This window comes from Streptomyces sp. NPDC015171 (assembly GCF_043079545.1).
In the GTDB taxonomy this organism is placed as follows: Bacteria; Actinomycetota; Actinomycetes; order Streptomycetales; family Streptomycetaceae; genus Streptomyces.
This window is the reverse complement of the sequence record NZ_JBIBUO010000019.1, coordinates 91,630-107,886: the sequence shown is the minus strand read 5'-3', so window position 1 is coordinate 107,886 and position 16,257 is coordinate 91,630. Positions and strand designations below refer to the sequence as shown.

15 protein-coding genes and 2 pseudogenes are annotated in these 16,257 nt (G+C 71.4%); 8 read left to right on the top strand and 9 right to left on the bottom strand.

The features are described from left to right. Positions 1-91: 91 nt before the first annotated feature. A complete protein-coding gene (locus ACF073_RS35335; protein ID WP_392075574.1) occupies positions 92-484 on the bottom strand; it encodes a VOC family protein in 393 nt (130 codons plus the stop codon). A gap of 204 nt (positions 485-688) precedes the next feature. Continuing rightward, a pseudogene (locus ACF073_RS35330) lies at positions 689-1,117 on the bottom strand (alpha/beta fold hydrolase); the annotation flags it as partial. A gap of 360 nt (positions 1,118-1,477) precedes the next feature. Between ACF073_RS35330 and ACF073_RS35325 the strand changes: the two are divergent. Both ACF073_RS35325 and ACF073_RS35320 read left to right on the top strand, forming a co-directional pair. Beyond that, positions 1,478-1,531 (top strand): annotated as a pseudogene (locus tag ACF073_RS35325) (hypothetical protein); the annotation flags it as partial. A gap of 58 nt (positions 1,532-1,589) precedes the next feature. Beyond that, a complete protein-coding gene (locus ACF073_RS35320) occupies positions 1,590-1,829 on the top strand; it encodes a transposase (protein ID WP_392075573.1) in 240 nt (79 codons plus the stop codon). A gap of 137 nt (positions 1,830-1,966) precedes the next feature. On the opposite strand, the gene ACF073_RS35315 is transcribed toward ACF073_RS35320, so the two are convergent. Both ACF073_RS35315 and ACF073_RS35310 read right to left on the bottom strand, forming a co-directional pair. Continuing rightward, positions 1,967-2,659, bottom strand: coding sequence for a hypothetical protein (locus ACF073_RS35315; RefSeq protein ID WP_392075572.1), 693 nt, complete (start codon positions 2,657-2,659; stop codon positions 1,967-1,969). Positions 2,660-3,612: 953 nt separating this feature from the next. Next, on the bottom strand, positions 3,613-4,119 hold the full coding sequence (locus tag ACF073_RS35310) for a cupin domain-containing protein (protein WP_392075571.1): 507 nt from the start codon (positions 4,117-4,119) through the stop codon (positions 3,613-3,615). A gap of 71 nt (positions 4,120-4,190) precedes the next feature. On the opposite strand from ACF073_RS35310, the gene ACF073_RS35305 reads away from it, so the two are divergent. Continuing rightward, positions 4,191-4,538 (top strand): TetR/AcrR family transcriptional regulator C-terminal domain-containing protein, encoded by a 348-nt coding sequence (locus tag ACF073_RS35305; protein WP_392075570.1) that lies wholly within the window; start codon positions 4,191-4,193, stop codon positions 4,536-4,538. A gap of 211 nt (positions 4,539-4,749) precedes the next feature. Here the strand turns inward: ACF073_RS35305 and ACF073_RS35300 are convergent, their stop codons facing one another. Further along, on the bottom strand, positions 4,750-5,283 hold the full coding sequence (locus ACF073_RS35300; RefSeq protein WP_392075569.1) for a 2'-5' RNA ligase family protein: 534 nt from the start codon (positions 5,281-5,283) through the stop codon (positions 4,750-4,752). A 350-nt stretch (positions 5,284-5,633) separates the two neighbouring features. Between ACF073_RS35300 and ACF073_RS35295 the strand changes: the two genes are divergently transcribed. The 4 genes from ACF073_RS35295 (at position 5,634) to ACF073_RS35280 (ending at position 10,288) form a co-directional block, all read left to right on the top strand. Beyond that, on the top strand, positions 5,634-6,389 hold the full coding sequence (locus tag ACF073_RS35295) for a (5-formylfuran-3-yl)methyl phosphate synthase (RefSeq protein ID WP_392075568.1): 756 nt from the start codon (positions 5,634-5,636) through the stop codon (positions 6,387-6,389). A gap of 268 nt (positions 6,390-6,657) precedes the next feature. After that, entirely contained in the window at positions 6,658-8,091 is a 1,434-nt protein-coding gene (locus tag ACF073_RS35290) for an aldehyde dehydrogenase family protein (protein ID WP_392075567.1), read from the top strand. Beyond that, on the top strand, positions 8,088-9,194 hold the full coding sequence (locus tag ACF073_RS35285) for an NAD(P)-dependent alcohol dehydrogenase (RefSeq protein WP_392075566.1): 1,107 nt from the start codon (positions 8,088-8,090) through the stop codon (positions 9,192-9,194). Before ACF073_RS35290 ends, ACF073_RS35285 begins: the two co-directional genes overlap by 4 nt. Before the next feature lie 236 nt (positions 9,195-9,430). Continuing rightward, positions 9,431-10,288 (top strand): class I SAM-dependent methyltransferase, encoded by an 858-nt coding sequence (locus ACF073_RS35280; RefSeq protein WP_392075565.1) that lies wholly within the window; start codon positions 9,431-9,433, stop codon positions 10,286-10,288. Positions 10,289-10,412: 124 nt separating this feature from the next. On the opposite strand, the gene ACF073_RS35275 is transcribed toward ACF073_RS35280, so the two are convergent. Further along, a complete protein-coding gene (locus tag ACF073_RS35275) occupies positions 10,413-10,946 on the bottom strand; it encodes an EF-hand domain-containing protein (protein ID WP_392075564.1) in 534 nt (177 codons plus the stop codon). Between the two features lie 182 nt (positions 10,947-11,128). Beyond that, positions 11,129-12,406 (bottom strand): PP2C family protein-serine/threonine phosphatase, encoded by a 1,278-nt coding sequence (locus tag ACF073_RS35270; RefSeq protein WP_392075563.1) that lies wholly within the window; start codon positions 12,404-12,406, stop codon positions 11,129-11,131. A gap of 618 nt (positions 12,407-13,024) precedes the next feature. Here ACF073_RS35270 and ACF073_RS35265 point away from each other — a divergent pair. Then, positions 13,025-13,747: a dienelactone hydrolase family protein gene (locus tag ACF073_RS35265; protein ID WP_392075562.1), complete on the top strand. Its 723-nt coding sequence runs from the start codon at positions 13,025-13,027 to the stop codon at positions 13,745-13,747. Between the two features lie 427 nt (positions 13,748-14,174). On the opposite strand, the gene ACF073_RS35260 is transcribed toward ACF073_RS35265, so the two are convergent. Together ACF073_RS35260 and ACF073_RS35255 are read right to left on the bottom strand one after the other, a co-directional pair. Then, positions 14,175-15,989, bottom strand: coding sequence for an FAD-dependent oxidoreductase (locus tag ACF073_RS35260; protein WP_392075561.1), 1,815 nt, complete (start codon positions 15,987-15,989; stop codon positions 14,175-14,177). Beyond that, the gene (locus ACF073_RS35255) at positions 15,989-16,252 is read right to left on the bottom strand and encodes a UBP-type zinc finger domain-containing protein (RefSeq protein ID WP_133046517.1); all 264 of its coding nucleotides are present in this window, start codon (positions 16,250-16,252) and stop codon (positions 15,989-15,991) included. The genes ACF073_RS35260 and ACF073_RS35255 overlap by 1 nt, the downstream gene beginning before the upstream one ends. Positions 16,253-16,257: the final 5 nt, after the last annotated feature.

Here is a 16,257-nt window from a genome sequence, read left to right as displayed (position 1 = left end):
ACGACATCGCCCGCGACCTCACCATCTGGTTGGCCGCCCGCGACTTCCCCCGACGGCCAACCAAACAGGGCAGCGATTTCTAAAACACGCTCTAGCCCTGCTTGGGAGCCTTGGTTGGCTGCAGGCGCAGAGTGAAGGAGTGCCCGGCGGGGTCGGCGTAACCGCGTTCCTCGTACGGGCCCGCCGCGTCCCGCGTCTCGATCGGCCGGCCGCCCAGCCCCACCACCCGTCGTTCGGCCTCGTCCAAGTCCTCGACCAGGAACTCCAGATGGGCCTGGAGGGAGTTTTCCGGGCGGGGCCAGCTGGGCGGGGTGGCGTTGACGTCCCTGCGGAACGCCAGCCTGACGCCGTCGGCGCCCTGGATCTCCACGAGGTTTGCGGAGGCCGACGACTGCTCGCCCTCCAGAAACCCTATGTAGAACTCGGCGAGTTTCTCGGGCTCGGCGCAGTCCAGCACCACGACGCCCGCTTTCACCAGTGCCATGTCTCCTCCGGTGTTCTCCGTTCCCCTGCGGATATCCCGGGCCACCGGATTCAGTCGCCGGGAGGCGGCCGATCGTCGCGCATCAGCTCCCTGCCCGGCAGCCCGTTCGCCTCGCGCCAGGCTCGGACGCGCAGCGGGGTCTCTGTGGCGAGGTGCTGCGCCGGGCCGCACGGGAAGGGAAGGAGACGCCGTCCTGGAGCGCCCTCAGGACGCGGGGCGTCCCAGCCGACGGCTCAGGACGACAGCGCCTGCGCCCGCGATCAAGGAGGCGGCGGCGATGCCGGTGAGTGCGGTCTCGGCTCCGGCTGCATGGGTGGACCCCGTGGCCGCCAGCGCAGGCCGGACGGGATCGGTCGCCATGGCGGCTTGGAGGATGAGGTCGGTGACCGCTTCAGGGTGGGCGATCATGGCCACATGGGAGGAGTCGATCTCCACCGTGTGGGAACCCGCACGCTTCGCCTGGAAGCGTTCCTGGTCTGGGTTGATGGTCTTGTCCTGGTTCGCGACGAGGAACCAGGACGGGATGTCTTTCCAGGCGGCTGCCTTGGCCTTCTCCGAGAACGCGGTTGTCGCCGCGGGCCGTTGGGTCACCGTCATGATTCTCGTGGTGCTCTCCGGCAGGTCGGCGACGAAGACCTGGTGGAGCCTGTCGGGCTTGAGGTAGTGGGAGCTACGGCACTTGAGTTTTCACCCGTCCGCACCGGCAGGAGCGGTCGTGCGCGCCACTCGGGTCACGTAGGGCAGCCATCGGAGTGAATGCCTGCACCGACGGGTTTCCGGCGCCACACTCGGCGCACTGGCCCGACCGGCTCAGACGTACGACCCCGGGATGGTGGAGCACAGCTCGCCGAGCAGCCGGCACAACACCGCTCCCAAGGCGCACAGAGCCGTAGTGGCGTGGCAGGCGGGGCGTGGAGAGCCACCCTAGCGGGCCGCTGTCAGTGCCGGCACGGGCACTGTTGAGATTCGGCACACCGCGCGACTTCGCTTGATGTGTTCGCCTCGGTGTCGCGGCGGGATCAGCGGCGGCAGGGCGAATGTTATCTGCGGGGCCTGATGCTCGACCTCCGGCGCAAGGCGGTCCAGCCGATGGCCGTCGGCCGGAGTGGCCCGCCAGTACTGCGGAGCGGTCGGGAAACGGGCGAACTGCCAGGTCGGGATCAATGTCCACGCCGCCACCGACACCGTCGTGCCCCCCTGCAGTGGCCGTTGTATCTGCCGCGCGCGTGGGCGGACGAGCCGGACCGATGCCGCAGGGCGGATCCCCGACGACGTGGTGCACCGGGAGAAGTGGCGTCTCGCGCTCGGCCTGCTGGACACGCTCGCCCAGTGGCAGCGTGAGTGACGGCCAAGCGTTCCCAAGCGGCGTGCGAAATCGCGCGGAAAGCGGCGGTAGTCAGTGCCGCCCCACGCCGCTGCACCTTGTGCCTGACACCCCGTCAGGCACAAGGTACAGCGGCGGTAGAGCCGAACGAATACCGGTCAGGGCTTGCACTTGAGTGTGAACGTCGTGGTGTCCGAGGCATCGCCCGCAGTCACGCGCGCCGTCACCTTCGGAGGGGGCTCGTTGGCCGCCCCGCGCGGGGCGGCCTTCACCACGAATGTCGTTTCGGTGGTGGGGGCCGTGAACTTCACCACGGGGGTGCTCACCTTGGTGTCGGACTCCCACTTGATCTTTGCGTCCCCGGTTCCGGTCCCGGTGAGCGTGGCCTTGAACGTGACGCTCTGCGCCACGGTGCAGTCGACGTCCGCGGCGGGCGTGGTCGACGCACTCGTGATGTCCACATCCGAAATGCTGATGGGTGTGACACGGGCCGGCTTGGTGCAGTTGACCGACTGCGCGTTCCTGTTGTTGCGGCCTCCGCCGAACTCCACCTGGTAGGTGCCCCTCTTGACGTCCTGTTCGGTGAACGCGCCCTGCTGGTCGACAGTGGTCCTGAAGCTCTCCGGGCCCCTGATCCTCACGTTCTGGTTCGGCCTGAACCCGGTGAGGGTGATGTCGTACTCATTGGTGCTCGAGCCGTTCTCCAACTTGCAGGCCGGAGCCAGCGGGGCCGCTGCCGGTGCGCCGGGGGCCCGTTCGGCCGGGGCGGCCTGGGCGGCCAGGGCCGGGGGCAGGGCCACCGAGGCCACCACTAGGGGCGTAAGGAGTGGGTAGCGAAGGTGCCGGTTCATAAGTTTCCCTCCTTGCCGGGAAGGCGCTGCTGGTGAGGACGAACCAGGATCCCGGTGGAGTGCGCGGCTCGTAGTCGCTGCGTCCTGTGGCGAGCTGGCGGGGAGGGCGACCAGGGCGCCCGGTCCACGCCGCGCTCGTTCCACCCGCGCGACGGGCTCTTTCCTGGTTCGCTCTGTGCCATGAATGTGTCCTTCTTCAGGCTAGCGCCGGGTGAGGGAGAGGGCACGCCGAACCGGCCTTCGGCGGGCCGCCGCAGACCGCGACCTCTCACCCATGACGGGCAGCGCGATGAGCCTTCGCTCGGTCGAGACTCCGGCGCGTCAGACCTCTGCAGGAGTGCCGTGCAGCAGTGACCGAGTGTTGCGGGCCGGGAGGCGGCTGCCTCGCTGGTCAGGACGGGATGTGATCCGGCCCTGCGAGGTCAGGGTGCGGCTTTGCGAACCGAGGAGAACTGACGTGCACGACAGACCGCGGGTGGAGGAAGCCCTCGATGTGCTGCGTGCCGAGCTGGAGGTCGAGCGATCGACGAAGACCGAGTTGACCACGCGGGCTGCATGGCCGGCCTTCATGCGATTCGCGCGGCAGCGCTTCGCCACCGCACCCGCCCCCGGCACATGCACTACCTGCGGACGCCCGCTGCCCCGCCCTTGGAGCAGCCACAGACAGCCACAGACAGCCACAACAAGCGTAGCGCTATAAGGACTTGTCCGGGCGATCATGGATCGCCCGGACACGCCCGGTTGCGCAGCCGTGAGCGGGTGCGGCCGGCGCCGCCAGGCGCTCACCACCGCCAATGGCCCCCGGTGGGGCCGGATCCCGAGACGGATCCGACCAGCACACCGACAAGCAGGAGAGCCGAGTAGAGGTGGCGGGCTGTCAGGCCAGGATCCGATCTGGTCGGCACGGTCCGCGTCCGCGCCCGCTTACGGGGCCCCGGCAGGCGGGGTGACGTCTACTTGGCAGCCCTGTCCAGGGTGGCGTTCCAGAGCGGACTGTCGACGTAGTGGTTGTCGTAGAGCTGGGAGGAGTCCTTGATCTCCTGCGGGCTTGCCGCGCCGCGCATGACCCGGCCGAGCAGGCGCAGATAGTCGAAGCGCGGCATGCCGGGCGTGAAGGTGAACAGCACGTCGGCCCTGGAGCCGGGGGCCGGGGCGAAGGCGTGGGGGGTGTGCGGGGGGGGGGGGGGGACGAGCAGGAAGTCGCCCTCGTTCAGCGTCGTCACCTCGTCGTCCACCAGCACCTGGAGCGCGCCGTCGATGACGAAGAACAGCTCGGAGGCGCGGGTGTGGAAATGGGCCGGGGCGCCGACCGCTCCCTCGGCGAAGGTGGGGCGGTAGCTGGTGATCGGGCTGCCGTCGGTGCCGCAGTCGGCGAGCAGGGTCATCGTGCTGCTCGGGTCACTGGTGGTCTCGGCCTGGGCGGCGCGGGTCAAGGCGGCCTTCGACGCGTTGGTGCTCATGATGGCGTCTTTCCTGGTCGGCGACCGTTCCGGTGTTCCGTTCCGGTCTTGTGTCCATGTCTCTTCGGCGGGTGGCGACGCGTCGCCAGCTCATGGGCCCCAACCAGCTCGCCTGGCTCGACGCGGCGCTGGCCGCCCTCGCCCCGACCGGGCTGACGGCCGCGCAGCAGCACGACACCGTGTTGCTGATCATCGGCCACATCCGAAGCCTCGCGCAGCAGCTCGTCCACGCGGACGAGGTAAGCAGTGAGGAGTGGAACCGGCTCGCCGGCGAGGTACTGGAGCGCCACGGGCACCGTTTCCCCGCGCTCGCCGCCGCCATCGCCGACGGCGCCTTCGCCCCGCACGGCAACGGCCCGCTCGACTACGGCCTCGAACGCATCCTCGACGGCGTCACCCACCTGATCGACCACTCCTAGGACCCATCCGCCCGATCATGTGGTTATCGCCTGTCCTGCTCGTTGTCATCACCGTGGTCGCCGCCTTCGCGGCCGGCCATCCGCTCGGGCGACTGCCACTATGGCGTCCTCGGGAGCCAGGCTTCCTGGCTGTCTCGCCGTCGGGGCAGGGCTCGGCGGCGTTGCGGGCTGTCGCTTCGGCGGAGCGCCGACCTGTCGGTGTCGGGGTGTTTCAGGGGCGGGGTTCCAGCACCTCCAGGGCGCCGGTCTCGGTGTCGTAGCTGCGCAGGGTGATGAGCCGGACCGACAGCGGTGGCGCCGGCAGTAGGTCGGGGACGCGCCGGTCGGCGAAGGCGCCGGCCCGCCGGGTGCGGCCGAGGGTGACGTGCGGGCTCCAGCGTGCGGGGGCGTGGAACGGGTTGAGGGTCTCGGGCGGGCTGTCCGATGCCACCGCCTCCCACACCCGGCGGTGCAGGTCGGCCAGCGTGGAGTCGAGGTCCAGTGCCCAGGCGAGCACCGAGGTCGGCCGCTCGAAGCGGACCACGCCGCTGAACCGCACCGGCAGCGGCAGGGCGGCGGCCACCTCGGCGAGTTCCCAGCGGATCGGCGCGGTCAATTCCGGGCAGGCGGCCAGGGTGACGTGCGGGCTGTTGGTCGGTGAGCGGTGACGTGCCTGACTGGGCAGCCCCGCGTCCGCGAGCCGCCACCAGGCCTCCCGGACCGCGAGGTCCGCCGCCTCGTCCAACAGAAGCTCGACCGTGCGCACCGCCGCAGCCTACTGGCGATCGCCTGTGGTTCCGCCACCTACCGGCCGGGCAGTCAGGCCGGGGACCCGCTCAGGGGACCCCGACCGCTTCCTGCGGGCTACCGCCGCGCCGCCGACGGCCTTCCGCGCCGGGGCCGCGCCGCCGGGGGGCTGCCAGATGGGGCGAGAGGGTGCTGTTGGGGGATCTGGACGGCGCACTGTCGGGAGGGCGGGCGCCCCCCGGGGGAACTCCGTGCGCTCTACCGGGGGCCGCTCGGCGGCGGAAATGATGAACACACCGTCTGACCCCAGATGACCCGCGCCTCCTGGTCCCCGGGCCGGGCGGACGGTGCGGCGGAAGGAGACCGGTGGTGTTGCTTCTCATCTCCCCGGACAGCGTCGAGGAGGCCCTCGACTGTGCGAAGGCGGCGGAGCACCTCGACATCGTCGACGTCAAGAAGCCCGACGAGGGCTCGCTAGGTGCCAACTTCCCATGGGTGATCAGAGAGATCCGCGACGCGGTCCCGGCGGACAAACCGGTGTCCGCCACCGTGGGAGACGTCCCGTACAAGCCCGGTACGGTGGCGCAGGCCGCGCTCGGCGCCGTCGTCTCCGGTGCCACCTACATCAAGGTCGGCCTCTACGGGTGCACCACGCCCGACCAGGGCATCGAGGTCATGCGCGGGGTCGTCCGAGCGGTCAAGGACCATCGCCCCGACGCCCTCGTCGTCGCCTCCGGCTACGCCGACGCCCCCCGCATCGGCTGCGTCAATCCGCTCGCCCTGCCCGACATCGCCGCCCGTTCCGGTGCCGACGCCGCCATGCTCGACACCGCCGTCAAGGACGGGACCCGGCTGTTCGACCACGTCCCTCCGGACGTCTGCGCCGAGTTCGTCCGCCGTGCCCACACCGCCGGGCTGCTCGCCGCCCTCGCCGGCAGCGTCCGACAGGCCGACCTCGGTGCGCTGACCCGTATGGGTACCGACATCGTGGGCGTGCGCGGAGCCGTCTGCGAGGGCGGTGACCGCAACGCCGGACGGATCCGGCCGGACCTGGTGGCCGCCTTCCGGGCGGAGATGGACCGGCAGGCCCGGGAGCATGCCGTCGGCGTTCCCGCCGTGAGCTGATCCCGGCATGCCGACACCCGAACCCGAACCCGGACCTGAGCCGGAACAGGGGCGCAAACCCGCACCCGGACCTGAGCCAGGACAGGGGCACGAACCCGAACCCGGACAGGGGCACGGACCCGGACCTGAACCCCGACACGGCCTCGGGGACGGGCTCCGGCCCGTACCCGGGGGCGCGCAAGAGGCCGGGTGCCGGCTCGCACCCACCCCCGTACCCCGGCCGACGCCCCGGCACCAGCCCGCGTCGGTCCCCGTACCCCCCGTCTCCGTGTCCGCCCGCTCCCCCAGACCTCCCTCCCCCAGGCCCCCCGCCCCGAGCTTCGCCGTCCTCGATCCGGCCACCGGCGAGGTCTTCGACGAGGCTCCCGATCAGCGGCCGGACGAGCTGGACGGTGTCGTCGGCCGGGCGCACCGGGCCTGGGCGGGCTGGCGGGCCGACCCCGGCGCCCGTTCCGCCGCGTTGTGTGCCGCCGCCGATGCCGTCGAGGCGGCCGGTGACGGCCTCGCCCGGCTGCTCACCCGGGAACAGGGCAAGCCGCTGGCCGAGTCGCACGCGGAGATCGCCCGTACGGCGGCCCGACTGCGCTACTTCGCCGGCCTGACCGACCCCCGCACCAGACCGATCAGCGACGGGCGGCCGGTGTCCAGCGAGGTCCGGTGGCGGTCCCTCGGGCCGGTCGCGGCGATCGTGCCGTGGAATTTTCCCCTCCAGCTCGCGGCCGCCAAGTTCGCGCCCGCGCTCGCGGCCGGCAACACCATGGTCCTGAAACCGTCCCCGTTCACCCCCCTGGCCACCCGCCTCCTCGGCTCCGTCCTCTCCGTCGCGCTGCCGGAGGACGTCCTGACCGTCGTCACCGGCCGCGAACCCCTCGGCGCCCGCCTGGCCTCCCACCCGGGCATCCGCCACGTCACCTTCACCGGCTCAGTGCCCACCGGGCGGGCCGTCGCCGCGTCGGCGGCCACCTCCCTGGCCCGGGTCACCCTCGAACTGGGCGGCAACGACGCGGCCGTCCTGCTGGAGGACGTCGAGGTGGACCGGATCGCGGACCGGCTGTTCTGGGCCGCTTTCCGTAACTGCGGGCAGGTGTGCATGGCCGTGAAACGCGTCTACGTCCCGGCCCGGCTCCACGCCGACGTGGTCGAAGCCCTCGCCCACCGCGCGAGGACCGTACCCCTCGGGCCCGGTCTCGACCCGGACACCCGTCTCGGCCCGGTCAGCAACGCCCCCCAGCTCGCCCGGGTCGAGGACGTCACCCGGCAGGCCCTGGCCGGCGGAGCCCGGGCGGCGGCCGGCGGCCGGCGACTGGAGCGGCCGGGCTATTTCTTCGCCCCCACCGTTCTCACCGACGTCCCGCCCGACAGCCCGGTGGTGACCGGCGAACAATTCGGCCCCGTCCTGCCCGTGCTGCCCTACCGCAGCCTCGACGAGGCCGTCGACGCGGCCAACAGCACCGGCTTCGGACTGGGCGGCTCCGTCTGGGGCACCGACCTGGACCGGGCCGAGGCGGTGGCCGATCGGCTCGAATGCGGCACCGCCTGGATCAACCATCACGCCGAACTCTCCCTCGCCCAGCCCTTCGCGGGCATCAAGGACAGCGGAGTCGGCGTCGCCGGCGGACCGTGGGGGCTGTACGGCAACCTGCGGCCGTTCGTCGTCCACCGCCCGCGAGAACACCAGCTGGACCAGGAGGTTCGCCGGTGAGGTTCCAGGCGGCCGTACTGCGCTCGTACGAGGATCCGTTCACGGTCGAGGAGGTGACCCTGCGCGCGGCGCCCGCCGCCGGGGAGATCCTGGTCGAGATCGCGGGCTGCGGAATGTGCCGTACGGATCTCGCGGTACGGCACTCCGCCGGCCGCAGCCCGCTGCCCGCTGTCCTCGGCCACGAGGGTTCCGGGGTGGTCGTGGCCACGGGCGGCGGGCCGGACACCGCGGTCGGCGTCGGTGACCACGTCGTGCTCAGCTTCGACTCCTGCGGCCACTGCCCCAACTGCCGCGCCGCGGCCCCCGCCTACTGCGACTCCTTCGCCTCCCTCAATCTCTTCGGCGGCCGGGAGGAGGACCCACCGCGGCTCACCGACGCGGCCGGGCGGGCACTGGCGCCCCGGTGGTTCGGGCAGTCCTCGTTCGCCCAGTACGCGCTCGTCCCCGCCCGCAACGCCGTCCGGGTCGACCCGGCCCTGCCTGTCGAGCTGCTCGGGCCGCTCGGCTGCGGCTTCCTCACCGGCGCGGGAGCCGTTGTGAACACCTTCGGCGCCGGCCCGGGCGACACCCTCGTGGTCCTCGGCGCGGGAGCGGTGGGCCTGGCCGCGGTGATGGCGGCCACCGCTTCCGGGGCGCTGAGCGTGGCCGTGGACAGGCATCCCGGGCGACTGGCCCTGGCCGAACGTTTCGGCGCGGTCCCGCTGCCCGTCGGGCCGGCCGGGCTGCCGGAGCGGATCCGGCGGCTGACCGACGGCGGTGCGCAGTACGCGCTGGACACCACGGCCTCACCCGCGCTCGTCAACGACGCGCTCCGGGCACTGCGCCCCACCGGCAGCCTCGGGCTGGTGGCCCGGCTCCACACCGCGCTGCCGCTCGAACCGGGCACGCTGGACGGGGGCCGCGGCATCCGGCACATCTGCGAGGGGGACGCCGTGCCCGGGCTGCTGATACCCCGGCTGACCAGGCTGTGGCAGGCCGGACGATTCCCCTTCGACCAGCTCATCCGCACCTACCCGCTGGCCGACATCGACGAGGCCGAACGCGACTGTACGCAGGGCAGCGTGGTCAAACCCGTCCTGCTCCCGGAGAGACGAAGCCGATGAGCCGGGCACCCAGTGCTCTTCCCGATCCGCATCCGACAGACGGGTACCTCTCGGTGCCCGCTCCCGCCCACGGAGGACACATGAGCGGCCCGGCACCACAGCAGACGGACACGGACACGGTCACGGATACGGGCACGGTCGCGGAAGGCCGGGAAGCGGCAGGGGCGGATACGGCAGAGGCCGATCCGGGAGAAACGGATACGGGACGAGCGGATCCGGGAGGGGTGGACGGGGGCGTGGGGCTGACCGCCCTTCTGGTCGCGGCGGCGCGGGCGATCGAGACCCATCGCCCCGACAGCCTGGCCCAGGACCCCTACGCGGAGCACTTCGTACGCGCCGCGGCGGCGTGCGCCGACTGGCCGGTGCGGATCCAGCAGGTGGTGGAGGGGGACGGCGATCCGCTGTGGGGGCGGTTCGCCCGCTACTTCGGGCTGCGGACCAGAGTCCTGGACGACTTCGTCCTCGGGTCGGTCGGGGCGGGTGCGCGCCAAGTGGTGCTGCTGGGGGCGGGGTTGGACACCCGTGCTTTCCGGCTGGACTGGGCTTCGCCGGGCTGTGTGGTCTTCGAGGTCGACAGGGCGGGTGTGCTGGAGTTCAAGCACCGGGTGCTCGCGGACCTCGCGGCCTGCCCGAAGGCGAAGCGCGTGCCGGTGCCGGTCGATCTGCGCTCGGACTGGGTGAGCGCGCTGACCGCCGGCGGATTCGACGAGGCGGCACCGAGTGTCTGGCTGGCCGAGGGGCTGCTCTTCTATCTGCCGGGTCCGGCCGAGACGTATCTCGTCGACACGGTGGACCGGCTGTCCGTCGCCGGCAGCGCGCTGGCTTTCGAGGCCAAGCTGGAGAAGGACCTGATGGAGTACCGCGACAGCGCGATCTACGTGGCGACGCGGGAGCGGATCGGCATCGACCTGCTCGATCTCTTCGCCAAGGGTCCGCGGCCCGACTCGGCTGGCGGCCTGGCGGCGAAGGGCTGGTCGACCTCGACGCACACGCCGTTCGATTTCACCCGCCGGCACGGCCGCGGTCCCCTCCCCGAGCCGAACGACGCGCTCGAGGGCAACCGATGGGTGTTCGCGCACAAGCGGCGGCCGTGACGCCTGTCCGCGCGGGCCCTGACAGCGACGCCCCACGCACGGAAGCGGGTCAGGCGGGGCATCCGACCCCACCCGGCCCCCGCCTCGGGCACGCCGCCGCCGCTTTCGCGGTGTGGGGTGCGTGTCAGACGGCCTGCGCGGAGACCAGCCTGTCGCCGGGGATGCCGGCCATGTCCGGCGCGTAGTAGTCCTCGATGCCTACGGCCCAGGTGGCCACGGTGATACGGTCCTCCGCGTCCGGGGCGAAGGCGTCGAACAGCGCGTGGATGTTCGCCTCCTCGAAGCCGATCGCCGTCATCAGCGACACGAACAGCGGGCGTTCGATCAGGCCGTCCTTGTCGGGGTCGCCGAGCGCGGAGAGCGCCTGGGCGAATTCGGTGATGGTGGGGCCGAAGCGCCCGGGGTCGAGCACGAAGGGGCGGAATTCCTCGACGGTGATCACGCCGTCGCCGTTGGCGTCCAGTTCGGTGGCCAGTGTCGTCCAGTAGCGCCGGAAAGCGGCCCGGATGGCCGCCTTGTCGGCGTCGTCCGAGGCGCTTGCCGCCTCCACCACTCGGCTCGTCATGAGGTCGAAGTCGTCGGAGTCGATGACCCCGTTGCCGTTGGCGTCGAAGAGGGAGAAGACCAGCTCGACCCGCCGGGCGGCCTCAGTTCGCATGTCCGTCACCTGTCTTCCGTGGCCCGGCCGTCCCGGGCCTGGTTTCCTGCGTGCTTCCACGAAACCGCGCCGCGCGGAGGGATGTGACGACAAGCCCCTCTTCACTACCAAAAAGAGTGAGTTCCGGCAGTCCGTGCCGAGGCGCCTCATTCATGACCCGCCGGCCTGACCCATAAGCCCGCTCACCCACCGCGCGGGTGGTGTGCCGGGTTGCCTCCTTGGTGGTTCTGCCGCTTCGTACGGGCGGCCGAGGCCTGCCGCGTATCCGCGCCAGAACTGACGTGTCGCTGGGTCTGCTGAGGGCCGTGCCAGTCCAGGCAGATCACGGTGGCATCGTCTTCGAGTCTGCCGCCGGCCGCTTCCAGGACCGCGGAGGTCAGTATCAGCGCGGTCTCCCGTGGATGCAGCGTCCGGGTCACCTCCAGCAGGACGGCCAGGTCGGGCTTCTCCCCATGGTGTTCGAGCATGCCGTCGGTCAGCATGAGCAGACGGTCCCCCGGGCGCAGATCGATCTCCTGGACGCGGTAGGGGTGGGGGACACGCACGGGCAGCCCGAAGGGATGGTCCACCTCGCAGGTGATCGTCTGTGCGGTCCCTTCGCGCATGCGCAGGGGCCAGGGGTGACCTGCGTCAACGAGCTGGGCCCGGCCGGTGTGGAGGTTGATGCGCAGCAGCTGGCCGGTGGCGTGACCGCGGTTGTGACCGGCCAGGGCCTGGTCGGCCAGGTGGGCCTGCTCGGCGAGGCCGGCCCCTGCGCGGCGGGCGCCCCGCAGGGCGCCGACCAGCACGGTGGCGGCCAGGGCGGCGGCGATGTCGTGGCCCATGGGATCGGTCACCGACACATGCAGGACGTCTCGGTCCAGGGCGTAGTCGAAGGTGTCGCCGCTGAGGGCTTCGGAGGGCTCAAGGCTCCCGCACAGCGTGAACTGTGCGGCCTCGCACGACAGTGACTGAGGCAACAGCTGGTACTGGATCTCCGCTGCCAGAGTGGGGGGCCGCGAGCGTTTGCCCCAGGAGTAGAAATCGGTGAAGCGCCCGTTGGCGATCACGACGTAGGCCAGCAGGTGCGCGGCATCCCCGGCCGCTTCCAGGACGCTCGCAGCGGGCGCGGCCGGCAGGAGCAGTTCCAGCAGCCCGATGGCGTCCCCGCGGTTGGTGACCGGCACGATCACCCGCTGCCCCTTGCCCGTCGTCTCCTGATACAGCCGCTGGGTACGAATCACACCTTCATAGACGCTGCCGAACAGAGGGATCCGCTCGACCTCGGGCCCGTCCTCCCCTGCCCCCGCGGTGGACAGCCGCGCCACTGCCTTTCCCGTGAGATCCACAATGAGGAACGACACCTTCGTGGCGTCGAAACGTCGCCGCAGATCCTCCGCGACCACGTCGACGGCATCGACCGGCGCCGCCGTCTCCGCCGCCGTCAGCAGCCGGGAATATTCACTGTGCCTGTCACCCACGGCCGCGATCCTTCCGGCAGCCCCTCCTACGAGCCTGGGAGCGAGCCACGAAGGCATGCGTCAAACGCAACGCAGCACGCGAGAGATCATGACGGCCTCAGAGATCATGACGCCGTCGCACGGATGAGCAGGTCCGGCCCGGCCGCAGCCACCAAGCCGGGCCGCCCGTGCCGGGGGTTGGCCAGGTGGCCGCCGCGGGCAGCGGCGCCTCGGTCGCGTAGGAGACGATGGTGCCCGCCCGGACGGGGCGTCGGGCGCCAGCCTGCGCGGCGGTGACGGCTTCGGCGGGGGGCTCGCCATAGAGCTGGCCATAGAGCCGGCCAGGTCCGGCTTCAGGCTCAGCAGCGCGGACAGAGCGTCGTCGGCCACCGAGCAGCTCTGAGCACCCCGAGCAGCTGTGGGCAGCGTTCCGACCCCGTCGCAGCCGGCCACCAGCCTCCGCGAAAACCCGCTTGGCGGACCAGGGCGACCGCTGCTAGCTTTCCGGAGGCCGTGCGAGAGAACGAGGAGGTGGTACCCGTGAACGCAGTATCGACATGGGTGCTCCCCTCCGGGGTCACGGTCGGGCGATAGGTCGTCCGGGAGCGCCGTTCAAGAGCACTCCCGAAAGGCACCACCGTGCACTTCACTTCCGAACAGCGCCTCGACGACGGCGTCCTCGAACGCGAATTCACCCTCGGTGAGATCCCCGGTGTCCTGTGGACGCCTGGATCCGCGCCGGCCCCGCTGATCCTGATGGGCCACAACGGCGGCTTGCACAAGCGGGAGGCCCGGCTGATGGCCCGCGCCCGGCACTCCGCAGGGCGGTACGGCTACGCGGTGGCCGCCATCGACCACCCCGGGCACGGTGACCGGCCCCGTTCCGCCGTCGACGAGCAGGCCCGCGCCGACCTCCGCCGGGCGATGCAGGCCGGCGAGCCGGTCGACGAGATCTTCGAGTCCTTCGTCGGCCCACTGGTCGACAAGGCGGTCCCGGAATGGCGGGCCACCCTGGATGCCCTGCTTACGCTGCCCGAGATCGGCGGCCCGGTCGGGTACTCGGGGATGACGGCCATCGGCATTCGGCTGGCGGTGGTCGAGCCGCGCATCGCGGCCGCCGGATTCTTCGCCGGGGGGTACGTGCCCCGCGCTCAGCGCGAGGAGGCCCGGCAGGTCACCATCCCACTGCAGTTCCTGCTGCAGTGGGACGACGAAGGCAACCCCCGGCAGCGGGCCCTGGACCTCTTCGACGCCTTCGGCAGCAAGGAGAAGACGCTGCACGCCAACATGGGCGGGCACGCCGGTACGCCGTGGTTCGAGGTGGACGCCGGGGACCGGTTCTTCGACCGGCACCTGAAGTAGGGCCGGGCTGACAGACCGGTCGGCACAGCGGCGGGGCCCGCTGGAGACTCCCGGGTCAGGCGCTGGGGCCTCCGGCGTCGCGGCCGCCCGTCGCCGGGTGAGGTCGGGGACGGCCGCGCGGGCGGCCGACCGGGCTGCCGGCTTCCGGAGGGTCTCCATGAGCCGCCGGAGATTCTCGATCTCCCGGACCTGGGCGACCCGGGTCATGAGCCGGACCCGGGTCGCTCAGGTCATCGCCATACGGTGCTGCTCCCGCCGGCAGCATCATGTGGGGGGAAGGCGATGACACGTAGGCGAATGCGCGTACGGGACACGCCGTATCTGGTCGTTCCCGTCCGCCGCCACCGCGGTGGCGGCGGACGGGAAAGGCCCGTCTGGGCGCCCCCCTCCCCAGCTTCCTTCTCGGAATCTCATCGTCCGTCATTCGTCATGCGAGCCATGCGGACTCCTTGTGACGTATGCGTGGGGAGACGTCCGAGTGGCCCGCGACAGCTGACGTGCCCGTGGTGCCGGGTGCGGCCGAGTGCCCCAGGTGCCGGTGCACGAAGTGGATGGCCATCGCGCCCTCACCGGCCGCGGAGGCCACCCGCTTCACCGAGCCGCTTCGGACGTCCCCTACCGCGAAGACCCCGGGCAGGCTGGTCTCCAGGGTCATGCACGAGCGCCCGCGGCCGTGCCACGCCTCGGGGTAGGCGCAGGCTTCCTGGGCCTCCGGCCCGGTGAGGACGAAGCCGCGGGAGTCGAGGGCGATGCTGCCGGCGAGCCACTCGGTGTGGGGGTCGGCGCCGGTGAAGACGAACAGGCTCCGTACCGCGAGCCGGCGGTGCTCGCCTGTGCGGTTGTCGACCACGTCCAGCTCCTCCAGCACTTTCTGGCCGATGACCTCGGTGACCTCGGTGTGCAGCATGACCTCCACCCGCGGATGTCCCGCTACCTGGTCGACCAGGTAGCGGGACATGTTGGCCTCGAGGCTGGCTCCTCGGACCAGCAGCTGCACCTTCGGCGCGTACCCGGCGAGGAAGAGCACCGCCTGGCCCGCCGAGTTGCCTCCGCCGACGACGGCCACCGGGTCGGTGCGGCACTGCTGGGCCTCGTAGACGGTCGCCGAGTAGTGCACGCTCGTTCCCTCCAGGCGTTCGATGCCGGGCACCTGGAGCCGGCGGTAGCGGGCACCCATGGCCAGGACGACGGCGCGGGCGGCGATCTCGCTGCCGTCGGCGAACGCCACCACGTAGTGGTCCTCGTCCTTGGGATGGAGACCGGTCGCCTCCAGGGGAAGGCTGATCCTGGCGCCGAACTTGTCGGCCTGGAGCACGGCGCGTTCGGTGAGTTCGGCGCCGGAGATACCGGACGGGAAGCCGAGCAGATTCTCGATGCGGGACGTCGTGCCGGCCTGGCCGCCGCTGGCCATCGCCTCCACCACCGTGGTGCTCAGGCCCTCGGAGGCGGCGTAGACCGCGGCGGCCAGGCCGGCGGGCCCGGAGCCTACGATGAGGAGGTCGCCGTGACGATTTCCGGCGGGTAGTGACGGCAGGCCGATGAGCCGGGCCAGTTCCGCGTTGCTGGGGTTGCGCAACAGTGTGGTGTCCCGCCAGATGACGAGTGGTGTCTCCGCCGGGCCGACACCGAAGCGGCGCAGCAGCTCCTCGGCCTCGTCGTCGGTCTCCAGGTCGATCCAGCGGTGCGGCAGCCGGTTGCGGACGGCGAACTCGCGCAGCCGCCTGGTGTCGGGCGAGTAGCGCGACCCGATGATGCGGAACCCGGCGCCCTGTCCGACGAGCTGGGCGCGACGGCACAGACAGGCGCGCAGCACGATGTCCCCGATGGTGGGGTCCTGGGACACCAGGTGGCGCAACCGGTCCAAGGCGACGACGAGGACCTCGCCGGGCTCCCTGGCGACAGCGGTGTAGAAGGCCACTTGTCCGTACAGCAGGCCCAGTTCACCGATGAAGCGACCGGGGCCGTGCACGCGCAGCACGTGCTCCTCGGGAGTGCCGTAGTCCTCGACGACGGCGACGGTACCGCTGAGGACGACGAAGAACGTCTCGCAGCGCTCCCCCTCGCGGATCAGCACGTCGTTCGGAGCCATGGTCCGGCGTTGCCCGTGCTCCGCCAGACGTGCTGTCTGGTCCTCCGTGAGGCGCGGATACGCGCCGTAGATGTCCGGCGTCTCCCAGACGGCGGCCTCGTCCGCTTTCTCCGGTACCGGTTCTTCGCCCGGCAGCGGCTGGTCGCCGGCCATCAGACGAACGCCTCGTGAACGTAGCACCAGCGCCATTCCTCGCCGGGCTGGAACGACTGCACGATCGGATGGGCGACGGCAGCCGCGTGCTTGCGCGCGTGCTTGTTCGGCGAGGAGTCGCAGCAGCCGACGTGCCCGCAGGTCAGGCAGAGCCTCAGGTGAACCCACGGGGAGCCGAGCATCAGACACTCCTGACACCCTTCTGGGGTCAGCGGCTGGACCGGCCGGACGAGCGCAAGGTGGGGGTCTGCGTGCAGGGTCATCCGGA